At 65.4% G+C, this 25,109-nt stretch carries 24 protein-coding genes; 7 read left to right on the plus strand and 17 right to left on the minus strand.

Annotated elements, in window-relative coordinates:
• Positions 1–140: 140 nt before the first annotated feature.
• From QNO03_RS06485 to QNO03_RS06510, 6 genes are read right to left on the minus strand one after another with little or no spacing between them, the layout of a single operon-like run.
• Positions 141–989 carry a prenyltransferase gene (locus tag QNO03_RS06485; RefSeq protein WP_289602815.1) on the minus strand — a complete coding sequence of 283 codons (849 nt, stop codon included), beginning with the start codon at positions 987–989 and terminating at the stop codon, positions 141–143.
• 35 nt (positions 990–1,024) lie between these two features.
• Entirely contained in the window at positions 1,025–1,426 is a 402-nt protein-coding gene (locus tag QNO03_RS06490) for a lycopene cyclase domain-containing protein (protein ID WP_289602592.1), read from the minus strand.
• Positions 1,423–1,917 (minus strand): lycopene cyclase domain-containing protein, encoded by a 495-nt coding sequence (locus QNO03_RS14640; RefSeq protein ID WP_354003882.1) that lies wholly within the window; start codon positions 1,915–1,917, stop codon positions 1,423–1,425. Before QNO03_RS14640 ends, QNO03_RS06490 begins: the two co-directional genes overlap by 4 nt.
• Positions 1,917–3,662: a phytoene desaturase family protein gene (gene crtI, locus QNO03_RS06500; protein WP_289602816.1), complete on the minus strand. Its 1,746-nt coding sequence runs from the start codon at positions 3,660–3,662 to the stop codon at positions 1,917–1,919. The genes QNO03_RS14640 and crtI overlap by 1 nt, the downstream gene beginning before the upstream one ends.
• Before the next feature lie 2 nt (positions 3,663–3,664).
• Entirely contained in the window at positions 3,665–4,612 is a 948-nt protein-coding gene (locus tag QNO03_RS06505; RefSeq protein ID WP_289602594.1) for a phytoene/squalene synthase family protein, read from the minus strand.
• Between the two features lie 3 nt (positions 4,613–4,615).
• On the minus strand, positions 4,616–5,683 hold the full coding sequence (locus QNO03_RS06510; RefSeq protein WP_289602596.1) for a polyprenyl synthetase family protein: 1,068 nt from the start codon (positions 5,681–5,683) through the stop codon (positions 4,616–4,618).
• Positions 5,684–5,718: 35 nt separating this feature from the next.
• On the opposite strand from QNO03_RS06510, the gene idi reads away from it, so the two are divergent.
• Positions 5,719–6,240, plus strand: a complete 522-nt coding sequence (idi, locus tag QNO03_RS06515; protein WP_229947138.1) for an isopentenyl-diphosphate Delta-isomerase — start codon at positions 5,719–5,721, stop codon at positions 6,238–6,240.
• Between the two features lie 25 nt (positions 6,241–6,265).
• Here idi and QNO03_RS06520 read toward each other — a convergent pair whose 3' ends face one another.
• On the minus strand, positions 6,266–7,060 hold the full coding sequence (locus QNO03_RS06520; RefSeq protein WP_289602598.1) for a glycosyltransferase family 2 protein: 795 nt from the start codon (positions 7,058–7,060) through the stop codon (positions 6,266–6,268).
• A 110-nt stretch (positions 7,061–7,170) separates the two neighbouring features.
• Here QNO03_RS06520 and QNO03_RS06525 point away from each other — a divergent pair, with 110 nt between their 5' ends.
• Positions 7,171–7,794: a DUF2238 domain-containing protein gene (locus QNO03_RS06525; RefSeq protein ID WP_289602600.1), complete on the plus strand. Its 624-nt coding sequence runs from the start codon at positions 7,171–7,173 to the stop codon at positions 7,792–7,794.
• A gap of 130 nt (positions 7,795–7,924) precedes the next feature.
• Here QNO03_RS06525 and QNO03_RS06530 read toward each other — a convergent pair whose 3' ends face one another.
• The 8 genes from QNO03_RS06530 to QNO03_RS06565 form a co-directional block, all read right to left on the minus strand.
• Entirely contained in the window at positions 7,925–9,115 is a 1,191-nt protein-coding gene (locus tag QNO03_RS06530) for a TerC family protein (RefSeq protein WP_289602602.1), read from the minus strand.
• Between the two features lie 286 nt (positions 9,116–9,401).
• Complete coding sequence (locus tag QNO03_RS06535) at positions 9,402–9,701, minus strand: DUF4193 domain-containing protein (RefSeq protein WP_146360892.1); 300 nt, start codon at positions 9,699–9,701, stop codon at positions 9,402–9,404.
• Positions 9,702–10,203: 502 nt separating this feature from the next.
• Positions 10,204–10,566, minus strand: a complete 363-nt coding sequence (locus QNO03_RS06540; protein ID WP_289602604.1) for a hypothetical protein — start codon at positions 10,564–10,566, stop codon at positions 10,204–10,206.
• A 92-nt stretch (positions 10,567–10,658) separates the two neighbouring features.
• The gene (locus QNO03_RS06545; protein WP_289602605.1) at positions 10,659–11,066 is read right to left on the minus strand and encodes a DUF779 domain-containing protein; all 408 of its coding nucleotides are present in this window, start codon (positions 11,064–11,066) and stop codon (positions 10,659–10,661) included.
• Positions 11,066–12,085, minus strand: coding sequence for an alcohol dehydrogenase AdhP (gene adhP / locus QNO03_RS06550; RefSeq protein WP_229947128.1), 1,020 nt, complete (start codon positions 12,083–12,085; stop codon positions 11,066–11,068). Before adhP ends, QNO03_RS06545 begins: the two co-directional genes overlap by 1 nt.
• A gap of 81 nt (positions 12,086–12,166) precedes the next feature.
• On the minus strand, positions 12,167–13,690 hold the full coding sequence (exaC, locus tag QNO03_RS06555) for an acetaldehyde dehydrogenase ExaC (RefSeq protein WP_289602608.1): 1,524 nt from the start codon (positions 13,688–13,690) through the stop codon (positions 12,167–12,169).
• Between the two features lie 98 nt (positions 13,691–13,788).
• Positions 13,789–15,162, minus strand: coding sequence for a GAF domain-containing protein (locus QNO03_RS06560; protein WP_289602609.1), 1,374 nt, complete (start codon positions 15,160–15,162; stop codon positions 13,789–13,791).
• A gap of 167 nt (positions 15,163–15,329) precedes the next feature.
• Entirely contained in the window at positions 15,330–16,751 is a 1,422-nt protein-coding gene (locus QNO03_RS06565) for an FAD-dependent oxidoreductase (RefSeq protein ID WP_289602611.1), read from the minus strand.
• Positions 16,752–16,905: 154 nt separating this feature from the next.
• Between QNO03_RS06565 and rarD the strand changes: the two genes are divergently transcribed.
• Positions 16,906–17,934, plus strand: a complete 1,029-nt coding sequence (rarD, locus tag QNO03_RS06570; RefSeq protein WP_502874553.1) for an EamA family transporter RarD — start codon at positions 16,906–16,908, stop codon at positions 17,932–17,934.
• A gap of 305 nt (positions 17,935–18,239) precedes the next feature.
• On the plus strand, positions 18,240–20,285 hold the full coding sequence (locus QNO03_RS06575) for an HNH endonuclease signature motif containing protein (RefSeq protein WP_289602613.1): 2,046 nt from the start codon (positions 18,240–18,242) through the stop codon (positions 20,283–20,285).
• Between the two features lie 43 nt (positions 20,286–20,328).
• On the opposite strand, the gene gabT is transcribed toward QNO03_RS06575, so the two are convergent.
• Positions 20,329–21,684 carry a 4-aminobutyrate--2-oxoglutarate transaminase gene (gene gabT, locus QNO03_RS06580; RefSeq protein WP_289602615.1) on the minus strand — a complete coding sequence of 452 codons (1,356 nt, stop codon included), beginning with the start codon at positions 21,682–21,684 and terminating at the stop codon, positions 20,329–20,331.
• 57 nt (positions 21,685–21,741) lie between these two features.
• Positions 21,742–23,172: a gamma-aminobutyraldehyde dehydrogenase gene (locus QNO03_RS06585; protein WP_289602616.1), complete on the minus strand. Its 1,431-nt coding sequence runs from the start codon at positions 23,170–23,172 to the stop codon at positions 21,742–21,744.
• A 166-nt stretch (positions 23,173–23,338) separates the two neighbouring features.
• Here QNO03_RS06585 and QNO03_RS06590 point away from each other — a divergent pair, with 166 nt between their 5' ends.
• From QNO03_RS06590 to QNO03_RS06600, 3 genes are all read left to right on the plus strand, one after another.
• A complete protein-coding gene (locus QNO03_RS06590; protein ID WP_289602617.1) occupies positions 23,339–23,968 on the plus strand; it encodes a putative glycolipid-binding domain-containing protein in 630 nt (209 codons plus the stop codon).
• Between the two features lie 153 nt (positions 23,969–24,121).
• Positions 24,122–24,550, plus strand: coding sequence for a hypothetical protein (locus QNO03_RS06595; protein WP_229947118.1), 429 nt, complete (start codon positions 24,122–24,124; stop codon positions 24,548–24,550).
• A 7-nt stretch (positions 24,551–24,557) separates the two neighbouring features.
• A complete protein-coding gene (locus QNO03_RS06600) occupies positions 24,558–25,046 on the plus strand; it encodes an HIT family protein (RefSeq protein ID WP_289602619.1) in 489 nt (162 codons plus the stop codon).
• Positions 25,047–25,109: the final 63 nt, after the last annotated feature.

Genomic DNA, 25,109 nt, shown 5'->3' on the forward strand with positions numbered 1-25,109 from the left:
CGGTTTGGGTTTCTACTGCCGGTTTGGGAAAGTGCTGCCACGCCGCACTGCAGCGATCTCACATACCGGTCGAATTTTCCCAAACCGGAGCAAACCGTTGTGGGTGGACCCCGCGCCCGGCCACCACGAGGAATTGCACGTTACCGTGCCGGCCAGTACCAGATGATCAGCAGGGTCACGAGGAATCCGGTGAGGAAGTTCAGCTTCAGGAACCGCTTCCAGCCGGAGTTGGCGGCTGCGGAACCGGCGTCGGTGATCCGTAGGAACGGAACCAGGTTGAGGATGTAGGGCAGCGCCAGCAGGCAGCCCAGGACCGCCGGCCACGGGGTGAAGAGCATCAGCAGGCCCGCAGCAAGGTAAGCGGCTGCGGCGAGCCACACCACCGGCCGGGCCCCGAGCACAGTGGCGATGGACCCGATGCCGCCTTCCCGGTCCGGCACCACGTCCTGAACAGCGCCGAATGCCTGGCTGGCCATTCCCCAGAGGAAGAAAGCCCCAAGGACTGCCCAGAGTTCCGGAGTGAATACCGCCCCGGCCAGGACCAATCCGTAGACCGCCGGGCTGACGAAGTGCGTGCTGGAGGTCATCGAATCCAGGAAGGGCCGTTCCTTGAACCGCAGTCCCGGGGCGCTGTACGCAACCACTGCAAAGACGCTTATGGCGAGCACCAGCCAGGACAGCGGACTTCCGAGCAGGACCAGGGCAATCAGGAACGGCACATTCGTGAGGACTGCCGCCCACAGCGTGGTGCGGTGGAACCCGCGGTCCAGTACGGCGCCTTCCACTCCCCCCTTACGCGGATTGTGCAGGTCGGACTCGTAATCGAAAACGTCATTGATGCCGTACATCGCCAGGTTGTAGGGGACCAGGAAGTAGAGGGTGCCGATGACCCAGGCCAGGTCGATCCGTCCGGTGGTGAGCTGGTAGGCGGCAGCAAACGGGTAGGCCGTATTCACCCAGGAGAGCGGCCGCGAGGACACCAGCAGCATGCGCAGGGTTCCCGTCGTTCCGGTGGCGGCAGGGCTCACGGTTGCTCCTTCGGGTGCGGTTTCCCGCTGGATGCTCTGGAGCCGGCTCCGCGGCCGGGCCCGGCTCCGGAGACAGGGCCGGCTCCGGGGGCGGGGGCATGTCCGGGCAGCAGTACCCAGAGCGCGGGAAGCAGCAGCACGGCTGCAAGTGGATAGGCGAAATCTTCCAGCGGGGCTGCCCCGGCGAAGGCTCCGGAAATACGGTCCTCGTTGTACCAAAAGAGGCCGGCGCGGATCATAACGTTGTCGAAGAGAGCGGTCAGGGCCAACAGGACGACGGCGGTGACGGCTGCTGCCGCCGCGAAGTAGCGGGGACGGCGGCGCGGGCGCAGGAGGGCTGTTGCGGCGGCCAGGGCTGCCGGCACCAGGAAGAAGGCATTGAGGGTCCAGTACGTCACGGCTGCCTCCCCACCGCATGGCCCGGGTGCCCGCCAGGGAGGTCCGGATCGGGTCCGGCCGTCTGGTCCGGGGCTCCGCCGGGGAGGTCCGGGGCTCCGGCAGCCCGTTCCGGGTGACTCCTGGTCCGGTCCGGGGCGGCGTCAGCCCGGTCCGGGGTGTGTCCGGCGCCCCGTTCAGCGGCCCGCCCGGCAACCAGACGCACCAGGCCGAAGACCACCATGGTCAGGTAGCAGAGGAAGGCCAGGAAAAAGATCTCCTCCACGGGCAGGTGTGGTGCCAGGGTGAGGCCAAGCATGAATGGAGTCTCGCCCCGGTAGAAGATATCGGAGCCGATGCCGGCCAGGTCCCAGCCGGTGAAGAACACCACGCCTGCCGCCAGCACTATGGCGGCCCGGCGCGCATCAGCAAAGAAGAACAGCCGGAACCGGTGGTCCAGGAGCACCATGCAGCCCAGGGACAGCAGCAGGAAGAGCAGGTACAGGACGCCCATTACGCTCCCGCCCCGGGAGAAGAGGGTCCGGCGGGCGGCCTGCCGGCAGCGCGCGGCATCGCGGCCTGAGGCGATCCCGGCAGCGTTTCCACGGCCGTTTCCACGGCCGTTTCCGCGGCCGGTTCCGCCGACCCGGGTGCCGACCCGGGTGCGGGCTCGGGCAGCGCCTCGGTGCCGGTGTCTCCGCGCAGCCGCTTGAGGACCAGCTCGGCGCTGATCAGGCACATCGGCAGGCCGATGCCCGGCAGGGTGGACCCGCCGGCATACAGCAGTCCGTCGACCTTCCTGCTGGCGTTCGTGCCGCGGAAGAACGCGCTCTGCTTCAGGATGTGGGCCGGCCCCAGCAGGGTTCCCCGCCAGGAGTTGAGGTCGGCGACAAAGTCCTGCGGCCCCACGGTGCGGCGGATGATGATGCGCTCTGCCAGGTCGGGGATGCCCGCCCAATCGGAGAGCTGGGCGATGACGGCGTCGGCCATCTTTTCGATCTGTGGATCCCCGGCACCGTCAATCCCTCCGGCTCCCAGTGACGGATCGGACGACACCGGGACCAGGACAAACAGGTTCTCGTGCCCTTCCGGGGCGGCCTCCGGATCCGTGGCGCTTGGGCGGCACACGTACAGGGACGCAGGATCCGGAACGGACGTTTCCGCGCCGAAAATCTTCTCGAAATTTGCTTCCCAGTCACTGGTGAAGAGCAGTGTGTGGTGTTCCAGCTGCGGCAGTTTTCCCTGCACGCCCAGGTGCAGCAGCAGCCCTCCGGGACCGGGGACGCGCTTCTCCCAGTATTTCTCCGGATAGGTCTGGAGGGCTTCGGGGAGGAGGGCGGTTTCAGTGTGGTGGAGGTCCGCTGCCGAAACGACCAGGTCTGCGTCCAGGGAGACGAGCGTTCCGTCGGCGTCCCGGTAATCCACGCCGGCGGCCCGCGGCTTGGGGTACCGGGGCCGTACCCGGTTCCGGTCTGCGCCCGGCCCGGGTGAGGTGCGGATCCGGGTAACCTCGGCACCCGTGATCACCTGCGCGCCTTCCGCCCGGGCCAGGTCGGCAATCACCGAAACGATCCGGTGGAAACCGCCCCGCGGGTAAAGCACTCCGTCAGCCAGGTCCAGCCGGCTCATCAGGTGGTACATGCTGGGCGTAGTGAACGGGGAGGAGCCCAGGAAAACCGCCGGGTACCCCAGGATCTGGCGGATCCGCGGGTCCGTGAAGCGCCGGGCCACGAAGGTGCTCAGCGGCTCCAGCAGCAGCCGGGCCAGCCGCGGACCGCGCCGCAGGACGTCGGGGCGCAGGAGCGGCAGGATGGAGGCGAAGGTTGAATACAGGAACCGCTTCTTGGCCATCCCGTAAACATCTTCGGCGGATTCGAGGTATTCCTCCAGCCTGTCTCCGGCCCCGGGTTCCAGGGATTCGAAGAGGGCAATGTTCCCGGCCCGGGTGGCGGCTACATCCACCGGTTCGGTGCGGTCCTCGAAGTACACCCGGTACCCCGGATCCAGCTGGACCAGCTCCAGCTGGTCTGCGGCCGAGGTGCCCAGCAGCCGGAAGAAGTGGTCGAAGACCTCCGGCATCAGGTACCAGGACGGGCCGGTGTCAAAGCGGAACCCTCCGGTTTCCCAGCTTCCTGCCCGCCCCCCGGTCTCGGGCTGCTTTTCCAGCACGGTGACCTCCAGGCCGTCCCGGGCCAGCAGCGCGGCGGTGGCCAGGCCGGTGATGCCACCCCCGATCACGACGGCGGTACGCGGACGCATGCTCATGGTTGCCTTTCGTTCTGCGACCCGGGGAACCGGGACCCCGGTTTCCCTCCCCCGGGCTGCTGTGTCCGGGGCACGGCGGCCTTGCGGGTCAGGAAGGCCCGTGCCGCAATCCGCGCCTTCACCGGGTTGGGCACACGGACCCGCGTGGTGCGCAGCTCCTCGGCCGGCGTGCTGCGGAGCCGGCGGGCCAGCTCAGCGAACAGGTCCTGGGCCAGCACGACGGCGGCCCTGCAGTTTGCGGGCAGGCGTGCCACTGCGGCTCCCGAGACGAGCAGGTCGGCATCGATGCCGTCCAGGATCCGGTGCTTATCCGCCTCGCTGAAGGCAGCTACGGTGATGCCGGGGAAATAGCTGCGTCCCAGGGCCTCGAAATCCTGCGCGAGGTCCCGCAGGAAGTTGACCTTCTGGAAGGCCGCTCCGAGCCGCTGGGCACCTTCACGGAGCTGCTTGGCGTGGTCGTCGGGCAGGGGCACTCCCTGGAGGAAGCACTGTAGACACATCAGCCCGACCACCTCCGCTGAGCCGTAGACGTACTCGTTGAAGCTGTCCTCGGTATGCTCCATCTGGTCCAGGTCCGCGCGCATCGAGGCAAAGAACGGCCGGGTCAGCTCCGTCCCGATGCCGGTCTCCCCCGCAGTCAGCGCAAACGCATGGACCACCAGGTTGACGCTGTAGCCGGTACGCAGTGCCCGTTCCGTGTCCGTCTCGAGCTCATCCAGCAGTGTGCCGATCTCCGCGCGGGGCACACGGGCGGCCGCCGGCACGCCGTCGACAATCTCATCCGCCAGCCGCACCAGCGCATAAATCGTCTCTATCTGCTTTCGGGTCCTGGCGTCGAGCAGGCGGGACGCCAGCCCGAACGACGTCGAGTACGACCGGATCAGCACGGCTGACGTCTGCCGCGCGACAGTGTTGTAAAGGGGCAGGCCCTGGTCAGCTGCCACGGACTACCGTCCCCGGTTCACGGCGTCGTCAACCACCGTCGACAATGCGGCCCGCAGCCCGGGGGTCACCGCGGGGCAGTCCAGGTGCTGGCGGGCCCGGTCGGCATATTCGCGCACCAGCTGCTGCGCGTGGTCCCGCGCACCGGAGGAAACCAGCAGTTCCCGGGCACGGACGGCATCACGGGCGGTCAGCTCGGGGTTGCCGATCAGGTCCGAAAGCTCCGGCCATTCCGGCTGCCGTGCAGCATAGGAGACCAGCACCGTGCGCTTTCCCTCGCGCAGATCGGAAAAACTGGACTTGCCCGTGGCGCTCTCCGCACCGAAAACCCCCAGCAGGTCATCCACCACTTGGTAGGCGATCCCGATGTCCCGGCCGTACAGGCCCAGGGTGGTCACGACGTCGTTCGGTGCCCCGGCGAGCACGGCCCCGGCCTGCAGCGGCGCCTCGAAGGAGTAGACGGCGGTCTTGAGCCGTTCCATGTGCAGGATTTCCGCGATGGGCGGGGCGTCGGGGTGGAAGGAAAGGTCCACGTCGATCAGCTCACCACCGGCGGACGCGAAGACGGCGTCGTCCAGGATCTCGGCCAGCCGCTCCCGGACGCCTGTGTGGACCTTGGCACTGTCCAGCAGCCGGAAGGCCCCGGCCAGTGCCAGGTCTCCGGCAATGACGCCGGCGGAGAGGCCGCGGTGCCGGGCTGCGCCTGCTTCCACGCCTGCTGCGGCGGCCATCCCCCGATAAACGCCGGAGACATTTTCGTGGCCGCGGCGGGTGAAATCCAGGTCGATCACGTCGTCGTGCACGATCAGGGCCGTGTGCAGCAGTTCGAAGGCGGCGCCCACCCTGGCGGCCGCAGCTGTGTCCGTGCCCCCGAGGTTCAGGTATGCCGTCAGCAGGATGCGGGGTCGGACCCTTTTACCGCCCGCCGCGGAGTTTTCGAGGGCCTGCCAGAGGGATCCATAGGCGGGACCCAGTTTCGCCGCCCGCTCCTTCGCCTGCTCGAAGAACCGCTGCAGGACGGTCTCGACCTGGTCCTGCCCAGCGGCCAGGTCGAGCGGGGGGTGCGTATCCATAGGTAAAGTAAACACGTATGGGAGTAGGGGAAGAAATGACGGACAGCGCAGAACAGGTTGTTCTCGTCGACAATGAGGGCCGTCCCCTCGGTACCCGTGACAAAGCGAGTGTGCACACCACCGAGACACCGCTTCATCTGGCGTTCTCCACCCACGTCTTCAATACCCGCGGGCAGCTGCTGGTCACCCGCCGGGCATTGTCCAAGCGGACCTGGCCCGGTGTCTGGACCAATTCCTTCTGCGGCCACCCGGGTCCAGGAGAGGCCACTGAGGACGCGGTCAACCGGCGCGCACAGCGCGAACTCGGGCTCGAAGTCCGGGATCTGACGCTGCGGGTTGCCGATTTCCGTTACCGCGCCGTTGACGCTTCGGGCATCGTCGAACATGAGATCTGCCCCGTGTACACAGCCGTGGCCGACGCCGATCCGGTCCCCGCGGGGGACGAGGTCATGGACTGGGAGTGGGCGGATCCGCAGCAGCTGGTTCCCGCGGTGCGGCTGACTCCGTGGGCGTTCAGCCCGTGGCTGGTCCTCCAGCTTCCGCTCCTCTACCCCTGAGCCAGGATTGGGCCGCGGCTGACGCTCAGTTCGCCGGTGCCGGAGACATATTTCCCCGGAACCTCCGGCTCCACCGGACCCAGGGGTAGTCCTGCGGCCAGTGGCCGGCCAGGGTATGGAAAGCCCGGCGGAAGCGCAGCACCAGGTTAGGCAGACTCTGCACGGCGCGTGGGGCCATCCCCACGATCAATGTCCGGTCTCTGCGGCACCGCCGGCCCTGGCCGAGGTGGAAGCTGAGGCAGACGTCGTCGTGCATCTGCGCATCACTGCGGTGCACATCGCCGCGGACTTCCCTCCATGTCTGCGCGCGCAGGGCCAGGTTGGAGCCGAATAACGGCCAGTGCGCCAGAGCCGAGCCCATCGCCAGGTAATAGGACCCCAGATACAGCCGGGAGAGCAGCAGCCCAGGCAACGGGGGCATCCCGTAGAAAACTCCCGGCCCACTGAGCACTTCCAGCTCAGGGTCCTCGGCAAAGGCAACGGCAATGCGCTCGATCCAGTCCGGCGGCAGGACGCAGTCTGCGTCGCACCGGGCAATGACGGTGGCTCTTTGCCCGGAACCTGCTTCCGAAGAATCCGCTGCCGCGGCGTCGTACCCAGTACTGGCAGCGGCGGGGATCCCGGCGACGGGTTCCCACACCACCCGCGCACCGAACCTCCGTGCGGTTTCGGCGCTGGAGTCGCTGCTGTTGTTGTCCACCACCACGATTTCCCGGGGCGCTACGGTCTGCCGGGCCAGCGAAAGCAGGCAGGCTTCCAGGAGGGCAGAGTCGTTCAGGCACGGAATGACCACGGACACTGCCGGAAGCTCGGAGGGCATGGGCCGAGTTTAGCGCGGGACCGGGCTCCGCCCTGGCGCTTTGGGCGCACCCCTCCTGCGGGCCGCGGGAACCCCTGCTGCGGGCCGCGGTGCGCGGCTACCGTAGGAGGATGATCGATGCCCTGCTCCATCCCCCGGCGTCCCTGCGGGAATACCTCGCCGATGCTGTCCGTATGGCCGGAGTGGTCAGTGTCGTGGTGGCGCTGTTCCTGCTGGGGCCGGTGGAAACTGCGCTGTTCCTGCTGGTGTTACTGGGCCTTCTGGTGTCCCGTGCGCTGGCTGTCTTCCCCGGTTTCGATGCCGCGTACGGCGTGGTGCTGCTGACCGCGGCGTGGAGCAGCGTCGCGGATCTATACGCCCGTATCCCGTGGTGGGATTTGGCCGTCCATTGTGCCGCCACCGGCACCCTTGCCGTGATCGCCTATTTCCTGCTGGTGCAGTTTGGTGCTGTTCCGGCCGTCCGCCGTCCGCACCGGGCTTCACGGTCGCTCCCCGTGGTGGTTCCACTGCTGGTTCTCGCCCTGGGGCTGGGCATGGGTGTGCTGTGGGAAATCGGTGAGTGGTGGGGCCATACCTATGTGGACGCGAGTATCAACGTCGGTTACGCGGACACCATGACAGACCTCGCCGCCGGAGGGTTGGGTGCGTTGGCCGCAGGCTTGTGCCTTGGGATGGCGGTGCGCCGTTCCGGTGCGTTGCTGCTTGCCCCGTTGCCGCACCGTGCCGGCCGGTAAGCCGCTAAGCCGGAGCCGGGCAGCCGGGCTCAGCTAGCCCGGAGCGGGGCTTAACTGCGAAGGGCATCCCCGGGCAGCGCAGTGGCTGCCCGGGGATGCCCGGTTTCGCTGGCTTTAGCGCCGGCGTCTTCTAACGGGAGAGGAAACGCTCGTGCTCGGTGTGCGCACGGGCTACGGTTTCACGGATCTGCTCGATGTCCTTGACCTTGTTGCGGTACTTAAGATCCATCTTCAGGATGTCCTGCTCCTCGTCGCACAGTGCCTTGTAGACGCGCTCGCGTTCTCCGGGATCGGCAGTGTAGTGCAGGTCCAGGTAGGCATCGGCGTGGCGGCGGGCATTGTTGACCGCGGTCATCGCCTTGCCTGCCGGGCTGATCAGGGAGCCCACAACGGTGATGGCCAGTACACCCACGATGACCGAGAGCGAAAGGCCGGTGGTGACTTCGAAGACCGGGACATGCTCGCCGCCGTTGATGAACGGCAGGGTGTTTTCGTGCAGGGCGTGCAGGACGAGCTTGACGCCGATGAACGCCAGGATGGCGGCAAGACCGTAGCTGAGGTAGATCAGGCGGTCCAGCAGTCCGTCAATCAGGAAGAACAGCTGGCGCAGGCCCATCAGCGAGAACGCAGTAGCCGTGAAGACGATAAAGACGTTCTGCGTGAGACCGAAGATTGCCGGGATGGAGTCCAGCGCGAAGAGGATATCCGTACCGCCGATGGCCACCATAACCAGCAGCATCGGAGTCAGGACGCGCTTGCCGTTCTCCATGGTGAAGAGCTTGTCGCCGTCGTACTCGTCCGAGGTGTGGAAGATCTTGCGGGCCAGGCGGATGATGAAGTTGTTGGCTTCATCATCGCCCTCGGTGCTTTCAGGCTTCAGCAGGTTGCCGGCGGTGATCAGCAGGATCAGGCCGAAGAGGTAGAAGACCCAGGAGAAGGAGTTGATCAGAGCGGCGCCGAGGAAAATAAAGGCAGTGCGGGCAATCAGCGAGAAGACAATGCCGAAAAGAAGGACCTTCTGCTGGTCTTCACGCGGCACCCGGAAGCTCGCCATGATGATCAGGAAGACAAACAGGTTGTCGACCGACAGGGCTTTCTCTGTGATGTAGCCGGCGAAATACTCCGTGCCCATCTGGTTACCGCCGAAGACCCAGACAACAATGCCGAACACGATGGCCAGGCCCACGTAGATGGCGGACCAGATGGCCGCTTCCTTCAGCGTGGGAATGTGCGCCTTGCGGATGTGGAAGAAGTAATCAAAGGCCAATAAGGCCAGAATGACCAGAATGGTCACTCCCCAGATCAAGGGGGAAACAGTCATAACCGTCTGCTTTCGTAGGGTACGCCGAAGGAGCATAGGTCTCTCCCGCCACCCAAACAGGCTGGCCGCGAATCCGGCGGAGCGTCGGTGCTCCACGTGTTGACGGATATCTGCGTTTTGGGATACTCCCCTACGAAGCCATCAGTCTAACAGGACGGATCCGATTCGCTGTCCACGTCACGCCCATCGGCCAGGTCGGAGCAGTCACCGTCCGGGTCCTCAAAAGTTTGGGGCTTAAACAGGAAGCCGCCGCACCTCAGTGGCGCGGCGGCTCATGTTTCGTTGGTCAGCCTTCACAGTCCTTGCAGTACGCCAGGCCGTTCTTTTCCACGGCCAGCTGCGAGCGGTGGCGGACGAGGAAGCAGGAGTTGCAGGTGAACTCGTCTTCCTGCGGCGGCACCACACGGACCAGCAGTTCTTCACCGGACAAGTCGGCACCGGGCAGCTCGAATCCTTCGGCTGCCTCGGTTTCATCCACGTCAACTACGGCAGACTGCTTGTCACTGCGACGGGCCTGAAGCTCTTCAATAGAGGCTGGTCCGGCCTCTTCCTCAGTCTTGCGCGGCGCGTCATAATCTGTAGCCATGTTCTCGGCTCACACTCCAAATCCGTAGTGGTGTAGTTTCCGGGGCACTCGATAGTAGCCGAAGATAACGGACGGACGGGTGTGTAATATTCCCATCGTCGGTTTCCCTCGGCCTTTTTCTTTTCCGGCCGTTCCAGACAGTCCCCGGAACGGGCGGTCCCCCCGGGCGGTCGGACGTTCCGTTGCGGGTTCCGTCCGCGTCTCGCTGCGCCCTTGCCTACCCAACGTGCATCCCGCCACACAGGTTCCGATGTTCGGTCGGACGTTCCGTTGCGGGTTCCGTCCGCGTCTCGCTGCGCCCTTGCCTACCCAACGTGCATCCCGCCACACAGGTTCCGATGTTCGGTCGGGATTTTCCGCTGGCGCTTCGGTGAAGGGTCCGGGCCGCCCGCGACGGGTAACGGCAGGTAACGGCACGCCGCACCGGCCTGCGCCGGGTATATGAAAACACCGGACGGGTGAGCTTTCGCCCACCCGTCCGGTGCCGGACTGCGTGTTGTGCTTAGGCCTCGGGCTGCGGTTCAGCCGGGGACATCTTCTGCTCGCCACCGGTGGTGTAGGAACCGTTGGTTTCCGTGCCACCTGCAGCGGAAGAACCGGTGGAGGAGCCGGTGGAACCGGTCGAGCTGGAGTCCGTCGAGCTGGAGCTGCTGGAACCCGTGACCTTGGACGCGGCGTCCTTGGCGACACCGGTAACCTTGTCCTGCAGGCCCGGAGCCTTGTCCTTGGCCCATTCGGTGCCGTGGGAAACGGTTTCCTGAACCTTAGGGTCGTTCCAAAGCTGCATCAGCTTTTCGCGGCCGCCCTTGGAACCAGCCAGGTAGCCGATACCCGCACCGGCCAAAAATACAAGCTTCTTTACCATGGTCGTCCTCTTCTCCTGCCCTTACCGGGCCTTGATAAGTTCTGTCCCCTTGCACCCTACCGTCCAAAACGGCAGGTTCAACAGTCAGCTTACTATTTGGACCCGGGGTCGAGGAGACGGGACCTGATGAGGAAGCGTTTGCCTTCGGGTGCTTCCACAGAGAACCCGCTCCCCCGGCCGGACACCACATCTACGGTCAGGTGTGTGTGCTTCCAGTACCCGAACTGTTCCCGCGACATCCAAAACTCCAGGTCCTCTCCGTCCAGGTCGAAGACGCCAAGGAGCACATCGGCGTCGCCCGTAAGGAACTCCCCGTGCGGATAACACATGGGAGATGACCCGTCGCAGCAGCCGCCGGACTGGTGGAACATAAGCCTTCCGTGGGTTTCGCGCAGCCGCAGCAGCAGCGCCAAGGCAACAGGCGTCAGCGCCACCCGGGAAAAATCCTCCCCGGGCAGCGCGGCAGCCGCTTCCAGCCCAGGTGCAAGCGAAGAATCCATCAGTATCCAATCACCACACGGCCGTCTACACGGCCTTCTCGGAGTTCAGTCATCACATCATTGATCTCTTCCAGGTTGCGGACGGTGATGTTGGGGTGGATCAGTCCGCGGTCGTAGAAGTCGATCGCCTCCGCCAGGTCCTGGCGGGTACCCACGATCGATCCCCGGATAGTGAGGCCCTTGAGGACAGTGTCGAAGATCGGGGCCGGGAAGTCCCCCGGCGGCAATCCGACAAAAACAATCGTTCCTCCGCGCCGGGCCATGCCGATGGCCTGCCCAAAAGCTGTCGGATGCACCGCGGTGACCAGTATTGCGTGGGCACCGCCGATCTTCTCCTGAATGACCTCGGCGGGGTCCTCGTTGCGCGCATTGACCACAACCTCGGCCCCGTACCTCTTGGCCAGTTCCAGCTTCTCATCGGCGATGTCCACGGCGGCGACGCGCAGTCCCATGGCAATGGCATACTGCACCGCTACGTGGCCCAGACCGCCTATCCCTGAGATGACCACCCATTGCCCGGGTCGTGCATCGCTGACCTTCAACCCCTTGTAAACCGTGACTCCGGCGCAGAGGACAGGGGCGATCTCCTGCGGATCGGCCCCTTCCGGGATGCGCGCAGCGAAGCGCGCGTCCACCAGCATGTACTGGCCGAAGGAGCCGTCCACGGAATAGCCGCTGTTCTTCTGCTGCTCGCACAGGGTTTCCCAGCCTGTCCGGCAGTACTCGCAGACACCGCAGGCGTAGGCAAGCCAGGCGTTGCCCACCATGTCGCCCGGGTGCAGGTCGGTGACCCCCTCGCCGACCTGCACCACCTCGCCGACGCCCTCATGCCCCGGAATGAACGGAGGAGTTGGCTTTACGGGCCAGTCCCCGTCCGCCGCGTGGAGATCCGTATGGCAGACACCCGTGGCCACCAGCTTGACGAGCGCCTGGCCCGGACCTGGTTCAAGCACCGCCATTTCCTCGATGGAGAGGCCCTCACCGAGACGGTTCACTACTGCTGCCTGCATGCTGGTCATGGGGTCCTCTTTCCATCAAAAGGAACTACGGTTCAAGTGGAAGGCGAGTGACACCCCAGCCTAGGCATGTGCGAAGGCCGCTTAGAAGAACCCCTGCTTGATTTCGGCGTAGCTCACCAGCAGGTTTTTGGTCTGCTGGTAGTGGTCCAGCATCATCGCGTGGTTTTCGCGCCCGATTCCGGAGGACTTGTAGCCGCCGAACGCGGAATGCGCAGGATAGGCATGGTAGTTGTTCACCCATACCCGTCCGGCCTGGATGTCCCGCCCCGCCCGGTAGGCGGTGTTGCCGTCCCGGGACCAGACACCTGCGCCCAGTCCGTACAGGGTGTCATTGGCGATCGCCATGGCCTCCCCATAGTCGGAGAAGCGGGTCACGGAGACCACCGGCCCGAAGATCTCCTCCTGGAAAATACGCATGTTGTTGGTGCCTTCAAAGACCGTGGGCTGGACGTAGAACCCGCCGGCAAGGTCGCCGTCGAAATGCGCGCGCTCGCCGCCGGCAAGGACTTTCGCCCCCTCCTGCCTGCCGATGTCCAGGTAGGAGAGGACCTTCTCCAACTGGTCGTTGGATGCCTGCGCCCCCACCATGGTGTTCGTATCGAGGGGATTGCCCTGGACCATCAGTGCTGTGCGGGCCAGCGCGTCCGCCATAAACGAGTCGTACATGGAGTCCTGGATGAGCGCCCGGGACGGGCAGGTGCAGACCTCGCCCTGGTTCAGGGCGAACATGTTGAAGCCTTCGAGGGCCTTGTCGTAGAACGAGTCATCGGCGGCAGCGACGTCGGCGAAGAAGATGTTCGGGCTCTTCCCGCCCAGCTCGAGGGTGACCGGAATCAGGTTCTGGCTGGCGTACTGCATGATGAGCCGGCCCGTGGTGGTCTCCCCCGTGAAGGCGATCTTCCGGATCCGGTTCGAGGATGCCAGCGGCTTGCCCGCTTCCACACCAAACCCGTTCACGACGTTGAGCACGCCTGCCGGCAGCAGGTCCGCGATCAGCTCCATCAACACCAGGATCGACGTCGGCGTCTGCTCCGCAGGCTTCAGCACGACGGCGTTGCCGGCGGCGAGCGCCGGAGCCAGCTTCCAGGTGGCCATGAGGATGGGGAAGTTCCACGGAATGATCTGCCCCACCACTCCCAGGGGCTCGTGGAAGTGGTACGAGGTGGTGTTGTCGTCGATCTGGGAAATGCCGCCTTCCTGGGCCCGGATGGCGCCGGCGAAGTAGCGGAAATGGTCAATCGCCAGCGGAAGGTCCGCGGCGAGGACTTCCCGGATGGGCTTGCCGTTGTCCCAGGTTTCGGCGACGGCCAGGGTTTCCAGGTTCGCTTCAATGCGGTCCGCGATGCGGCTGAGGACCAGGGCCCGCTCAGCCACCGACGTCTTACCCCATGCCCCTGCGGCCTTATGTGCGGCGTCCAGGGCCAGGTCGATATCGGCCGACGTCCCACGGGCCACTTCACAGAAGGCCCGCCCATTCACGGGCGAGATGTTTTCGAAGTACTCCCCCTTGACCGGGGCCACCCATTCCCCGCCGATCCAGTTGTCATACCGCGGCTTGAACGTGATCAGCGATCCTTGGCTGCCGGGCTGTGCGTAAACGGTCATTTTGCGCTCCTTGTGCGTTCGACGTCGGTGTCGGTTGCGGACACCACAGAGGCTACGGAGCGCAAGGTTGCAACCGGGTTGCACTGGGCGGCAGGCTGCTACGCCAGGTCCCGTTCGATCCGTTCCAGGGCGGCGACGACGGCGGCCCGGCGAGGCGAACGCGGCGGAAGCACCCGCAAAGCCAGCTGCCAGGCCTCGGCGTCATGGGCTGCCTCCGGCAGCTGGAGATACTGCAGCAGCGTGTCCGTGCCGGCGTCGGACAGTATGGCTTCGCGCAGGACGGCCGAAACCTCGGTACGCAGCCGGACGACGGCGGGGGCCTCCGAGCGGGAAAGCACCGGTCCGCCGTACGTCCGCAGCGCAAGGCGGTACGCACCCTGTTCGAGGAACCGCAGGACCTGGACGGCGTCCACCGCGAGCGGACGCGCCAACCTGTAGGGACGGGAGCGTGGGACAAGCGGTTCAGCCGTTGTCCCTGCGGCCGCGGCTTCCATCAGGTTGCGCAGCCGCACCATCTCGGCCCGCACCGTACCTGCGTGTGCGTCCGGGTAGGCCAGTGCGGCAAGTTCCTCGGCAGTGAGGCCAGCGGGGTGCAGAGCCAGTACGGCCAGCAGTTCGCCGTGGCGGGCACTCAGTTCCACCGCCCTGCCACCCGTGTGCAGCAGGGCACGGTCCCTGCCCAGCACCTCCAGGTTCTCCGCAAAACCTGGGGTGGGTATCCTCCGGGTACGACGGCGGGACGGCTGGGGTGCGCGGTCTCTGCTGCCGGATGCCTGCGGCCTGCGGGCTGTGTCCCGGTGTGCCTGCAGGCGCTCGACCTGGAGCCGGGCCTCTGCCGCCGCGACAGCCGCCCGGACGAGGGCCAGGGTATGCGGTGCCACCGCCTCGGAACCTCCGGTCACGTCCACGACGCCGAGCACGGCACCGGTGTCCGGGTCATGGACGGGTACCGCGGTACAGCTCCAGGAGTGCACGAGCCGGCTGAAATGCTCGGGTCCGGCAATCTGCACCTCGGATGCGGTGGCGAGGGCCATCCCGGGGGCACTGGTTCCGACCGTGCGTTCGGACCAGTCCGCGCCGGCCATAAACAACATTCCTTCGGCACGCCGTCGCAGGACCGGATCTCCGTCCACCCACAGCAGCCGGCCCAGCTCATCCCCCACGGCCACCAGGAGACCGGAATCCTCTCCCGGTTCCACAAGCAGACGGCGGATCACCGGCATTACGGACGAGAGCGGATGGGCGGCACGGTGGCGGACCAGGGCGTCGCCGTCGAACACCAACTCAGGACGTGGAATGTCAGGGTCCGGGTGGTGCTGGAGCGAACGCTGCCAGGATTCCCGCACGGAGGGGCGCAGCCGTTCCAGCCATCCGGTGCCCGCGCCCAGCGATTCGTGCGCCCTTACGGCATTACGCTGCAGGATGTCCGCAGGTACCCGCGGCAGGACGCCGGACTGCCCGGTTCGGGACACAGATTCATTTCGTGCCGCAATGCGCACGGCCCCCGCCTATCCACGCTGATAAACGAACACCGTCCAGCACGTCGGACGCTGCCCGGTGAGGGAACACATCATTGCTGGATATGCTCCCACGCGCGGACCGGCGGAGGCCAGAGAAACTGCGGTTTACTTCGGGACTGCTACTCGCCGCGGGAGATGCGGGTCATCTCTTCGCGGTCAACCACCTTCACGCGCTCGCGGACGAGTTCGCCGGTCAGCGGATCAGGGTGGATATAGGAAGCGCCGAGGCTGCGCTCGTAGGCATCCAGCTTCAGCCAGCCTTCCCAGGTGGTGTACTTGACGCCGCGCTCTTCGAGCAGGTCGATGATCGACGACGGGTCCGGGTGCGTGGCGGCCGGCAGGTTCAGCCGGTCCTCGAGCAGGAAGCCAATGGTTTCCAGTGCGTCGCCCTTGGTGTGGCCGATCAGGCCCACCGGACCGCGCTTGATCCAGCCGGTGGTGTAGATGCCCGGCACCGGAGCGCCGTCTTCGTTGATGACGCGGCCGCCCTCATTGGGGATCACGCCGCGCTGCTCGTCGTAGCCCACTTCGGGCAGCTCGGAGCCGAAGTAGCCGATGGCCCGGTAAACAGCCTGGACGGGGTAGTCCACGATTTCACCCGTACCCCGGACGTTACCGGTTCCGTCCAGCTCCGTGCGCTCGAACTTCATGCCGGCAACCTTGCCCGGATCAGCGGGATCCTCGTAGATCTCGACCGGGCTGTGCAGGAAGTGCAGGTGCAGGCGGCGCGACGCTCCGGTGTCCTGTTCCTCCACCAGCCAGTTGGTGAGGGTGTTGACCATGGTCTTGGTCTGGTTGTTGGTGCGGATCTGCTCGTCGGAGCCCTCGTCGAATTCGAAGTCCTCGGGGTAGAGGACAATGTCGACGTCGCGGGAATGCGAGAGTTCGCGCAGTTCCAACGGAGTGAACTTCACCTGGGCCGGGCCGCGCCGGCCGAAGATGTGCACGTCGGTGACGGGGGACTTCTTCAGGCCCTCATAGACGTTGGTCGGGATCTCCGTGGTGAGCAGGTCGTCGGCGTGCTTGGAGAGGATGCGTGCGACGTCGAGGGCCACGTTGCCGTTGCCGATCACTGCAACTTCCTTGGCATCCAGCGGCCATTCCCGCGGAACGTCCGGGTGGCCGTCATACCAGGACACAAATTCCGCACCGCCGAAGGAGCCCTCGAGCTCTACTCCGGGGACGTTCAACGGGGCATCCTTGATGGCTCCCGTGGCGAAGATGATGGCGTCGTAGAAGTGGCGGAAGTCCGCCAGCGTCAGATCGCGGCCGTAGTTGACGTTGCCCAGGAAACGGATGTCTCCGCGGTCCAGGACCTTGTGCAGGGCGTTGACGATGCCCTTGATCCGCGGGTGGTCGGGGGCCACTCCGTAGCGGATCAGGCCGTAGGGGGCCGGGTACTGGTCAAACAGGTCAATGCTGACCTCGAAGTCCCGCTCGGCTTTGGTAAGGATGTCGGCGGCGTAAACACCGGCGGGGCCTGCGCCGATAATGGCGACCCTCAAAGGACGCTGGGCGCTGTCCGCGGCAGGGTTAGTCACTGATAGTCCTTCTTCTCTTCTGAGCTCTAGGGTGCGTAATTAACACACAGTTGTTTATTCTAAATGCCGGGTTCGCCCGTCGTCTAAACGGCACCGGAAAGCCTTCCGGGTGAGGTGCGGGAATACGCTCCGGGAAACGTGCGTTAAGCCCTTCGTGCCATTCTCAAAGCCCGTCCCCGCCCTGCGCGCCGTACCTACCGCATCGCCGGACGCCGGCGTCGTGGATTCCCCGAGTCCATCCGGATCTGCCGCCCCCACACAGGGGACCGGCCGCGAGAACCTGCCCGGCATTCTCTTTGGGATCGGCGCCTATGGCCTGTGGGGCCTTCTCCCCCTGTACTTCATGGTCCTCAAACCGGCCGGCGCGGTGGAGATCGTTGCCAACCGCGTGGTCTGGTCGCTGGTGTTCTGTGCAATCCTGCTGACCGTCATGCGCGCCTGGAAGCCGATGCTCGCTGCGGGAAGGAACCCACGGACCGTCGCAACCCTTGCAGGGGCGGCCCTCCTCATTGCGGTCAACTGGTTGACGTACTCCTGGGCCGTGCTGAACGAACATGCGGTGGAGGCCGCCCTGGGCTACTTCATCAACCCCCTTGTCTCTGTTTTGCTGGGCGTACTGGTACTCAAGGAAAAGCTTCGTCCGCTGCAGTGGGCCGCCATGGCCGTTGGGTTCATCGCGGTCCTGGTCCTGGCCGTGGCCTACGGAACCGTGCCGTGGGTTGCCCTGGCCCTGGCCTTCAGCTTCGGGTTTTACGGCCTGGTGAAGAAGGGCGTCGGCTCCCGCGTGGATGCTGTTTCCAGCCTGACAATTGAAACGGCGGTCCTCACCCCGATCGCCGTGGGCGTGATGATCTGGCTTTCCATGACCGATGCTGCCACCCTGACCACCAACGGTGCCGGGCATCTTTGGCTGCTGGTGGCCTCGGGCGTCATCACCGCCGTGCCGCTGATCTTCTTCGGTGCGGCTGCCCGCCGGCTTCCGCTGTCCACGGTGGGCCTGCTGCAGTACCTGGCGCCCACCCTGCAGTTCATTCTGGCCCTTACGGTCTTCAAGGAAGCCATGCCGCCGGAGCGCTGGGCGGGCTTCGGCCTGGTCTGGGTGGCGCTGGTGATGCTGACCATCGATATGATCGGCGGCCCCCGCCGCAACCGCAGGCTTCGAGCTGCCGCTGCTGTTTCGTAGGGGCGCCTAGAGCGGTTCTGTTTCTGGGGATTCCTAGGCGGTGACATCGGGGACGATGCACGCCCGTGGCTCGTTGCTGCCGCGGGCGTCCCCATGCCCCACGGCCATCAACTGCGTTCGGCGCCCGCATGCCCTGCGTTCGGCGCCCGCATGCCCTGCGGTACGTCCGCGGCTGATGGCCTCCTCTGGCTGGGTTTCCCGTACTTGTCCTCCACCGCCAGCGCCGGCTCCGGGCGTCCGGCTTGTTATCCCCACCCCTTAGGCTGCTCCACTTCAGTGATGGTTTGCGGCGGCAGAATTGGTCCATGGCTGTGGAACCTTTGGACGTGGTGATGTTCCCGGCGGATTCCTCCGCCGGGGCTCCCACCGGCACGCTTATTCAGTGTGTGGAATCGGTGCTGGGTACAGCCAATGAGCTTCGCGAAGCCGCAACCGACTCGTGGGGTCTGTTGGGACTGCAGGAAGCGGTGGATTTCGCTTCCGCTGTCGAGGATATTTCGCGGATTACGGACTACTTGAAGCTGACGGCGGCTGCCGCCATTGACCAGCAGCGTCCCGCGTCCACCCTCGCATCCTCCGCTGCGGCCGGACCCACGGCGGAACCCCTCCGCGTCGCGGATGGGCTGGAGGATGTCTTCGGACCCGCATCCACTTTGCCCGGCCTCATCCCTTCGTCTGGCGGGTACGGCGCTTGCTCCCACACGGAGCCCACGGTGCTGCCGAAGAGCGGCGGCCGACGCCTGCGGGAATTCCGAAGTACTGCGGATTTTCTGCGGGCCCGCTTACGAATCTCCCGGGCCGAGGCCCGCCGTCGTCTGGCCATGGCAGCGGCGCTCCTTCCCAGGCCCACACTCACGGGTGACGTACTCCCGCCCGCTTACCCCCGGGTCGCACAGGCCTGCGCCGATGGAGTGTTGGCGGCAACCGACGCGGATGTCATCGCACGGGCGCTGGAGGAAGCAGTTCCGCGCTTGGAACCAGAGGCGCTTGAAGCCATGGAAAAGCAGCTCACAGATATCGGCACCTACCAGGACCATGACTTCCTGGTACGCGCAGCGAAGCATTGGACCGCGTTGCTGGACCAGGACCGGCCACCCACCGAGGAAGAGCTGAACCAGTTCCAGGGCATTTTTCCTGGCAGGCGGCGCAATGGTTTGAACCACCTGCACATTTACTGCACTGATGAACAGCACGAGGCCCTCACGACGCTGATCAACAGCGCAACCAACCCCCGGAACCATGTCCAGCCGGCACCCGCTTCAGCAGCCGGGGGCGGCGCACCGGACCACAGCGGGATGCAGGAGGACAGCAGCACGGTGCCGGAAGGATGCACGGCACCGGAACAAGGCGGTCCGCCCGTCCAGGGAACCTCCCCTCCGGAAGGTGAATTCGGGGGTGTAGCGCTGTCTGCTCCAGACCCGAACACGCAGGACTCCCTTGCCGAGCCCAAGGTCATGGATCTTCTGCCGAGGCCAACTCGTCCCCAGCTGATGCTCGAGGGCCTGCTCGGCGCGGTCCGGGCCGCTCTCGCTTCAGGCGGCCTGCCCGCAGCCGGCGGGCTTCGTCCCCAAGTCATGGTGACGATCAGCCACGACTCATTGCTGAGGGAGCTGGCGAATGCACCAGGTGGCATGGGCATAAGCGGCCACCGCGACCGGACGGAGGGCACAGGCAAAACCCCCAGCGAAGCTCCCCCAGGAAACCCAGCAACAATAGACGGGTTGGATCACCCAGACAGTCCCGGCAACGGAGGAAACGAAGGCGACCGAGGCGGCAACGCCGGGGGCTCAGGCAACGCAGGGGGCAGCAATGCCGGGGGCAGCAACGCCGGGGGCAGCAACGCCGGGGGCAGCAACGCAGGCCACGCAGGCCACGAAACCAGGTCAACGAACTCCCAGATGCCGGGTACCGCTGCGTTCTCCGGGCCTATCGACGCACGCTCAGTTCGCCGGATAGCCTGCGACGCGGACCTGATCCCGATGGTCCTGGGATCCGACGGACAGGTCTTGGATCTCGGCCGGGCTGCACGACTGTTCCCTCCGCATCTGCGTAAGGCTCTGCACGCCCGAGACGGAGGCTGCGCGTTTCCAGGCTGCACGGTTCCCGGGCCCTGGACCGAGGCACACCACGTGACATTCTGGGAGCAAGGCGGAGGCACCGGTATCGACAACGGTGTGCTGCTGTGCTCGTTCCACCACCACTTGATCCATCAGGGCAACTGGCAGGTATCCATGCGCGCTGGCATCCCCTGGTTCCTCCCGCCCCACTATGTTGACCCCGATCGCCGGCCACTGCGGAACGTCTATTTCCATCCGGAATTCCTTGCCGGTGGAGCCTCCGGCCCCGTTTAAAGCGGGCACCCCGTTTTTCCGGCGTCTCAGCCCCCTGGGCGTCTCAGCCCCTTGCCCGGACAGCAGCCTCCAGCACGGTCAGCCCATCGAGCAGCAGTTCATCGCCGATAGTCAGCGGCGGCAGCAGCCGGATCACATTGCCGTAGGTGCCGCAGGTCAGCACAATGACACCTTCCTGCAGACACTCTGCCGCGATTGCCTTCGCGGTCTCGGCGTCGGGCGTCTTGGTACCGGGCCTGACGAATTCCATCGCCAGCATGGCCCCGCGGCCACGGACATCGCCGACGGCACCGCCCTCCACCTGCAGCGCGCGCAACCGGGGCAGCGTGAGCTCCTCGATGTGCCGTGCACGGCCAGCCAGGTCCTGCGCGACCATGGTGTCCATGGCTGCGAGGGCAGCAGCGCAGGCCACCGGGTTGCCGCCGTAGGTGCCGCCCAGGCCGCCGGGATGGACGGCATCGAGCAACTCCGCGCGTCCAGTGACGGCAGAGAGCGGAAGCCCGCCGGCAATGCCCTTGGCCATGGTGACGAGATCGGGAACCACTCCTTCGTGCTGTACGGCGAACCACTCGCCCGTGCGGCAAAACCCTGACTGCACCTCGTCGGCGATGAAGACCACGCCGTTGGCCCGGGCCCAGTCCGCCAACCGCGGCAGGAAGCCCTCCGCTGGAACAATGAATCCGCCTTCGCCCTGGATCGGTTCGATCAATAGAGCAGCCACCTGATCCGCACCGATCTGCTTTTCAATGGCCAGAATTGCCCGGTCAGCAGCCTCGGCGCCGGTGAGGTCCGGATTCTCCTCACGGAACGGATAGCTCATGGGCATTCGGTAGATTTCCGGAGCAAACGGACCGAACCCGGTCTTGTACGGCATGGCCTTGGCTGTCAGCCCCATGGTGAGGTTGGTACGGCCGTGGTAGGCATGGTCGAACGCGACGACGGCGTCGCGTCCGGTAGCCGATCGGGCAATCTTCACGGCGTTCTCCACCGCTTCCGCGCCCGAGTTGAACAGCACGGTCCTTTTGTCGAAGTCCCCGGGCGTTACCGCGGCCAGACGCTCGGCAACAGCCACATAGCCTTCGTAGGGCGTCACCATGAAGCAGGTATGCGTGAAATGTTCCACCTGTGCCTGCACCGCTGCGACAACGGCCGGGTCGGTGGCACCCACGCTGGTCACGGCAATGCCCGACCCAAGATCGATGAACGCGTTGCCGTCCACGTCCAGGATGATTCCACCGTCAGCGTCGGCGGCATACACGGGAACGCTCGACGCAACACCCTTTGCCACCACTGCTGCCCGGCGTGCCTCCAATGCGACGGACTTCGGGCCGGGAAAAGCTCCGGTGATCCGGCGTTTCTGTTCAAGGCGGGCACTCGGTGTGATGACGGGGATACTCATGCGATTGCCTCTCGGTGCTGCTGCGGAAGAAAGGAAGAAACCGGGACAGGTGCACCGCTACGCATCGAGTGCGCTCATCACGTGCTTGATGCGGGTGTAGTCCTCCACCCCGTACATGGAGAGGTCCTTGCCATAGCCGGAACTCTTGAACCCGCCGTGCGGCATCTCGGCGGTGAGCATGATGTGCGTATTAATCCAGACTGCTCCAAAATCGAGGTCCCGGGACAGCCGCATAGCGCGGCCGTGGTTGGTGGTCCAGACACTCGAGGCGAGGGCGTATTCAACATCGTTGGCCATGTCCACGGCCTGCTCCTCCGTATCGAATTTCTGCACCGTGATCACCGGACCGAAGGTCTCCTTCTGCACCACGTCATCGTCCTGCCGGGCGCCGGTGATGACGGTGGGCTCAAAGAAAAAGCCCCTGGACCCGGCTCTCCGGCCCCCGGTTTCCACGCGGCAGTGCGCAGGCAGCGCTTCGATCACGGCATTGACCGCGTTGAAGTGGTTGATGTTGTTCAGTGGACCGAAGTAGTTCTCCTCGTCGTTGTCGCTGCCGGTTTTTAGTTCCTTGGCAGCGGCCACGAGTTTCTCCACCAAAGCATCGTGCACGGAGTCCTCCACCAGCACACGGGTGATGGCCGTACAGTCCTGGCCGGCATTGAAGAACGCAAATTCGGCGACGGCGGTGGCGGTCCGGTCCAGGTCAGCATCCGCGAAAACGACTGCCGGCGCCTTGCCGCCCAGTTCCAGGTGGGACCGCTTGAGCGTTTTGGCGGCGCCGGAGGCCACGGCAATACCGGCACGGACGGACCCGGTGATGGAGACCAGCCCGGGCACAGGGTGTTCGACCATCAGGGCACCGGTATCCCCCGTGCCCAGGACCACGTTGAGCACCCCGGCCGGGAAAATCTCCCCCGCAAGCCGGGCCAGGACCAGGGTGGATTCCGGGGTGGTGTCCGAAGGCTTGAGCACCACGGTGTTGCCCGCCGCGAGCGCGGGGCCGATTTTCCACACAGCCATGAGCAGCGGATAGTTCCACGGGGCCACCTGCGCGACGACGCCGATCGGCTCGCGGCGGATGAAGGACGTGAACCCTTCCATGTACTCTCCCGCGGACTTTCCCTCAAGGACCCTGGCTGCGCCCGCAAAGAAGCGGAGCTGGTCTGCCCCTACAGCTACTTCCTCTGCGGCAATCAGGGAGCGCACCTGGCCGGTGTTGCGGTGCTGCGCTTCGACCAGTTCGCCGGAATTAGCCTCGAGAGCGTCCGCCAGGCGGAGCAGCATCCGCTGCCGTTCGCTTGGAGTGGTCCGCTTCCAGGTCCGGAACGCCGCAGCGGCAGCATCCATGGCGGCATCGACGTCCGCCTGCACGGAGACCGGTGACACGGCAACAACGTCGCCATTGGTCGGATTCACGATGTCCAGCACTTCGGGACCCTTGGACGGCACAAACCCGCCGTTGATGAAGTTCTGCAGTGTCTCGGCCATTCCGGATGTCCTTTCGCGGCGGGCGGGTACGAACCCGATTACGGCTAAACCTACTGCGCTGCGTGGATCACATCCATCGTCTCTTACACGAGACACGGCCTCCGCCGAGCCGGTACACCTGTACCTTGCGCCGAATGTACGTCATCTGGGCAGTTAACCTGTAGGGATGACTACCACCGCGAAGGCCAGGACCATCCGCTGGCAGGGAGAGGATGATCCGGACCGCATGGATACGGCAGTGGTGTCCTTCCGGGACCGGGAGCTTGCTGCCGCCGGCACCTCGGTCGCACCGGAATACCGCGCGTCGTGGACCCTGTCCACGATCCCCGGCTGGGTCACCCGGCGGCTGACGGTACAGGTGACGGGCAAAGGCTGGTCCAGGTCCCTGCAGCTCGAGCGCAGCGCCGAGGGACGGTGGAGCGCCGAGACAACAGTCTCCGGCCTCACGGACCTGCCCGCGCCGGGGATTGCGGACACGCGCACACTCGACGAAGCCCAGGACTGCGACCTCGGACTGTGCCCGCTGACCAACACCATGCCGATCCTGCGGCTGGACCTGCTCAACGAGTCCGCTCCCCCGGACGAAACACAGCTCACGATGGCCTGGGTGGAGATGCCCAGCCTGCGGGTGCTGCCCAGCAGGCAGGTCTATTCCCAGGTCCGGCCTTTCTCGCCCGACGCCGGACACGCCGTCGTCCTCTACAGTTCAGCCCACGGCGGGTTTACCGCCGAACTCACCGTAGACGAGGACGGCACCGTGATCGACTATCCCGGACTGGCCACGCGTCTGCCCTAGCCCGCAGAGTGCACCAAACCCGGCGCCACGGCAGACATGGTTGGGAACTCCCGCACGCTCCGCGCGGACTCCGGGAACCCGACCGCGTCCGGACCCCGTCCGTGTCCCGGCTAGGATTGGAATACATCCACTCAACGCACGCTTGGAGACCACATGAGTGAAATTTTCCTGGATCGATTCCGCGCCCTGGTCCCCAAGTACCTTGAGGACAACTGGCGGGAAGAAGACGGCATCCCCGAGCAGGAGCTCGATTCGATGCTCGCTGCCCACGATTTCAACATCCCGCTGGTACTGCGTGAGTTCTATCTCGCTCTCGGAGGCTGCGAGGACCTGATGGAGGCCTTCCACTTCTTCTGGGATCCGGACGAGCTCGAGATCGAAGACGGTTACCTGCTTTTCCTCGAGGATGAGGACGAGAAGTTCGTTTGGGGCATCCGTGCGGATCAGTTGGACGTTCCGGACCCCATAGTCTGGCGCCGCAACAACGCACGCGGTGACTGGCAGAGCGAGGAAGGCACCCTCAGCGAGTATGTCCTGGACATGTTCGAGTGGGTTTTCGAAGAGGACGAAGACGAGGACTAAGCCTTCGATGAAGGACGTTTTCCGCGAAGAAACCTGGAAAAGCCACGCACCGGACGGCTATGAGTGTCCGTTCTGCGACATGGCATCCGGGGAGTTCCGCTACCCCGGCAATCTGTGCGAGCCCGGGGACCTGATCTACTCCGATGACCTGGTGCTTGCGTTCATCGCCTCCCACGGCTTCGACCCGGAACCCGGACACGTGCTGGTCACCCCCCGCGCGCACTACGAGCTGCTCTATGAGCTGCCCGACGACGTCGCAGCGCGGATCATGCTGGTGACCCGGGACATGGCCGTAGCCATTAAGAAGGCCTGGAATCCCGACGGCGTCACCACCCGGCAGCACAACGAACCTGCCGGCAGCCAGCACGTCTGGCACTACCACCAGCATGTGCTTCCGCGCTGGACCGACGACGGCCTGTACTTCACGCCTAAGCGGCCCATCGTGCCGCCCGCTGTCCGGGCACGCAAAGCAGCGGAGCTGCGCGCCGTCCTTTAGGCAGGACACTCTCCTGCGCAGCTGGCAGGCGCGGCATCTGGCGGCCCTTGGTGCGCAGGACAA

It is taken from the genome of Arthrobacter sp. zg-Y877, from assembly GCF_030373105.1.
Lineage (GTDB): Bacteria > Actinomycetota > Actinomycetes > Actinomycetales > Micrococcaceae > Arthrobacter_B.

Bases quoted from the DNA above. Each gene is read 5' to 3' on its own strand.
- idi (WP_229947138.1), top strand. From the start codon at position 5,719: ATGACGGACAGCGCAGAACAGGTTGTTCTCGTCGACAATGAGGGCCGT.
- adhP (WP_229947128.1), bottom strand. From the start codon at position 12,085: ATGACCAGCATGCAGGCAGCAGTAGTGAACCGTCTCGGTGAGGGCCTC.
- QNO03_RS06600 (WP_289602619.1), top strand. From the start codon at position 24,558: ATGAAGGACGTTTTCCGCGAAGAAACCTGGAAAAGCCACGCACCGGAC.
- QNO03_RS06520 (WP_289602598.1), bottom strand. From the start codon at position 7,060: ATGCCCTCCGAGCTTCCGGCAGTGTCCGTGGTCATTCCGTGCCTGAAC.
- QNO03_RS06545 (WP_289602605.1), bottom strand. From the start codon at position 11,066: ATGGATTCTTCGCTTGCACCTGGGCTGGAAGCGGCTGCCGCGCTGCCC.
- QNO03_RS06590 (WP_289602617.1), top strand. From the start codon at position 23,339: ATGACTACCACCGCGAAGGCCAGGACCATCCGCTGGCAGGGAGAGGAT.
- exaC (WP_289602608.1), bottom strand. From the start codon at position 13,690: ATGACCGTTTACGCACAGCCCGGCAGCCAAGGATCGCTGATCACGTTC.
- QNO03_RS06510 (WP_289602596.1), bottom strand. From the start codon at position 5,683: ATGGATACGCACCCCCCGCTCGACCTGGCCGCTGGGCAGGACCAGGTC.
- QNO03_RS06540 (WP_289602604.1), bottom strand. From the start codon at position 10,566: ATGGTAAAGAAGCTTGTATTTTTGGCCGGTGCGGGTATCGGCTACCTG.
- gabT (WP_289602615.1), bottom strand. From the start codon at position 21,684: ATGAGTATCCCCGTCATCACACCGAGTGCCCGCCTTGAACAGAAACGC.
- QNO03_RS06530 (WP_289602602.1), bottom strand. From the start codon at position 9,115: ATGACTGTTTCCCCCTTGATCTGGGGAGTGACCATTCTGGTCATTCTG.
- QNO03_RS14640 (WP_354003882.1), bottom strand. From the start codon at position 1,917: ATGGGCGTCCTGTACCTGCTCTTCCTGCTGCTGTCCCTGGGCTGCATG.
- QNO03_RS06535 (WP_146360892.1), bottom strand. From the start codon at position 9,701: ATGGCTACAGATTATGACGCGCCGCGCAAGACTGAGGAAGAGGCCGGA.
- QNO03_RS06585 (WP_289602616.1), bottom strand. From the start codon at position 23,172: ATGGCCGAGACACTGCAGAACTTCATCAACGGCGGGTTTGTGCCGTCC.
- QNO03_RS06525 (WP_289602600.1), top strand. From the start codon at position 7,171: ATGATCGATGCCCTGCTCCATCCCCCGGCGTCCCTGCGGGAATACCTC.
- QNO03_RS06575 (WP_289602613.1), top strand. From the start codon at position 18,240: ATGGCTGTGGAACCTTTGGACGTGGTGATGTTCCCGGCGGATTCCTCC.
- QNO03_RS06595 (WP_229947118.1), top strand. From the start codon at position 24,122: ATGAGTGAAATTTTCCTGGATCGATTCCGCGCCCTGGTCCCCAAGTAC.
- crtI (WP_289602816.1), bottom strand. From the start codon at position 3,662: ATGCGTCCGCGTACCGCCGTCGTGATCGGGGGTGGCATCACCGGCCTG.
- QNO03_RS06485 (WP_289602815.1), bottom strand. From the start codon at position 989: ATGCTGCTGGTGTCCTCGCGGCCGCTCTCCTGGGTGAATACGGCCTAC.